The organism is uncultured Azohydromonas sp. (assembly GCF_937926365.1).
GTDB lineage: Bacteria > Pseudomonadota > Gammaproteobacteria > Burkholderiales > Burkholderiaceae_C > Azohydromonas.
Genome location: NZ_CALAOH010000024.1, coordinates 1 through 2,009, shown reverse-complemented (window position 1 = coordinate 2,009; position 2,009 = coordinate 1). Strand labels below are relative to the sequence as shown.

Genomic DNA, 2,009 nt, shown 5'->3' with positions numbered 1-2,009 from the left:
CCACGGCGGCGGCGTTCTCGCCGGCCACCAGCACGTGCACTTCGCCGCCGCAAGCCAGCGCGGCGGTCACGGTGTTCAAGGTTGCGCCCTTGAGGCGCGCGTTGTCATGCTCGGCAACAACCAGGGTCGTCATGGAAACGGTCTCCTTCGGAATTGAAACGTTCGGCGCGCAGGCTCACATGCCGGCGTAGTTGGGCCCGCCGCCGCCTTCGGGCGTGACCCAGGTGATGTTCTGCGTCGGGTCCTTGATGTCGCAGGTCTTGCAGTGCAGGCAGTTCTGCGCGTTGATCTGCAGCCGCTCGCCGCCGCTGTCGGCTTCCACGAACTCGTAGACACCGGCGGGGCAGTAGCGCGACTCGGGACCGCCAAATACGCCGCGGTTGACGTCCAGCGGGACCGCGCCGTCCTTGAGCGTCAGGTGCGCGGGCTGGTTCTCCTCGTGGTTCACGTTGCTGATGAACACGGAGGACAGCCGGTCGAAGGTCAGCACGCCATCGGGCTTGGGGTACTCGATGCGCTGGAATTCGCTGGCCGGGCGCAGGTTGACGTGGTCGGGCAGCTTGCGCTTGAGCGTCCAGGGCGCCTTCTTCACGCCCAGTTGCGGCAGCAGCCACTGCTCGATGCCGGTCATGAGCGTCGCGGTGGCGCGGCCCTTCTTGAACCACTGCTTGAAGTTCCTGGCCTGCTGCAGCTCCGCATGCAGCCAGCTCTTCTCGAAGCCTTCCGGATAGGCCGTGAGCTCGTCGCCGCCGCGCCCGGCTTGCAGCGCCTCGAAGAGGCTTTCAGCGCACAGCATCCCGCTCTTGATCGCGGCATGGCTGCCCTTGATGCGGCTGGCGTTGAGGTAGCCCGCGTTGCAGCCCACCAGCGCGCCGCCGGGGAACACCGTCTTGGGCAGGCTCAGCAGCCCGCCGGCCGTGATGGCGCGTGCGCCGTAGCTGATGCGCCGCCCGCCCTCCAGGTGCTGGCGCACGGCCGGGTGCGTCTTGAAGCGCTGGAACTCCTCGAAAGGCGACAGCCAGGGGTTCTGGTAGTCCAGCCCGACCACGAAGCCGATGGCGATTTTGTTGTCCGCCGCGTGATAGATGAACGAGCCGCCGTAGGTGTCGGGCTCCAGCGGCCAGCCTGCGGTGTGCACCACCAGCCCGGGCTTGTGGTTCGTGGGAGGCACCTCCCACAGCTCCTTCAGCCCGATGCCGTAGCTCTGCGGAGCCTTGCCCCCATCCAGGCTGAAGCGCTCGATGAGCTGCTTGCCCAGGTGGCCGCGCGAGCCCTCGGCAAAGATGGTGTATTTGCCCAGCAGTTCCATGCCGAGCTGGAAGTTGTCGGTGGGCTCGCCGTCCTTGCCGAGCCCCAGGTTGCCCGTGGCGACGCCGCGCACGGAGCCGTCCTCGGCGTAGAGCACTTCCGCGGCGGCGAAGCCGGGGAAGATCTCCACGCCCATTTCCTCGGCCATTCCGCTAAGCCAGCGCACCACCTCGCCCAGGCTGACGATGTAGTTGCCGTGGTTCTTGAAGCAGTCGGGCAGCAGCGCGTGCGGGGTGGCCTTCGCGCCGGTTTCGGAGAGGAACAGGAACTCGTCCTCGGTGACGGGCTGCTTGAGCGGCGCGCCCTTTTCCTTCCAGTCGGGGATGAGCTCGGTCAGCGCGATGGGGTCCATGATCGCGCCGGAGAGGATGTGCGCCCCGGGCTCGGAGCCCTTCTCCAGCACCACCACCGAGACTTCCGAGCCCGCCGCCGCAGCGAGCTGCTTGAGCCGGATGGCCGTGGCCAGCCCGGCCGGGCCGGCGCCGACGATCACCACGTCGTAGTCCATGGACTCGCGCGGGCCGAACTTCTCGATGAGCGGGTTCGTGGTCATGTCAATCTCGGCAACGCAAGAGGTTGCGGGTTAAATCACCTTGGCGACGTTTCTGAGCTTGTCCACGAGCGTGGCTACATCGGGCACCTTGATGCCGGCGCCGCGCTTGGGCGGCTCGCTGACCTTGAGCGTCCTGATCCGGGGCGTG

General features: G+C 67.2%; 1 protein-coding gene and 2 pseudogenes. All 3 read right to left on the bottom strand.

Features of this window, described 5'->3' with window-relative positions:
* A pseudogene (locus tag Q0741_RS02605) lies at nt 1-133 on the bottom strand (electron transfer flavoprotein subunit alpha/FixB family protein); the annotation flags it as partial.
* 42 nt (nt 134-175) lie between these two features.
* A complete protein-coding gene (locus Q0741_RS02600) occupies nt 176-1,861 on the bottom strand; it encodes an electron transfer flavoprotein-ubiquinone oxidoreductase (protein ID WP_298231640.1) in 1,686 nt (561 codons plus the stop codon).
* 30 nt (nt 1,862-1,891) lie between these two features.
* Nucleotides 1,892-2,009, bottom strand: a pseudogene (locus Q0741_RS02595) (electron transfer flavoprotein subunit beta/FixA family protein); the annotation flags it as partial.

What these genes read in the sequence shown, in the direction of transcription:
- Q0741_RS02600 (WP_298231640.1), bottom strand. Translation starts at nt 1,861, where the DNA reads ATGACCACGAACCCGCTCATCGAGAAGTTCGGCCCGCGCGAGTCCATG.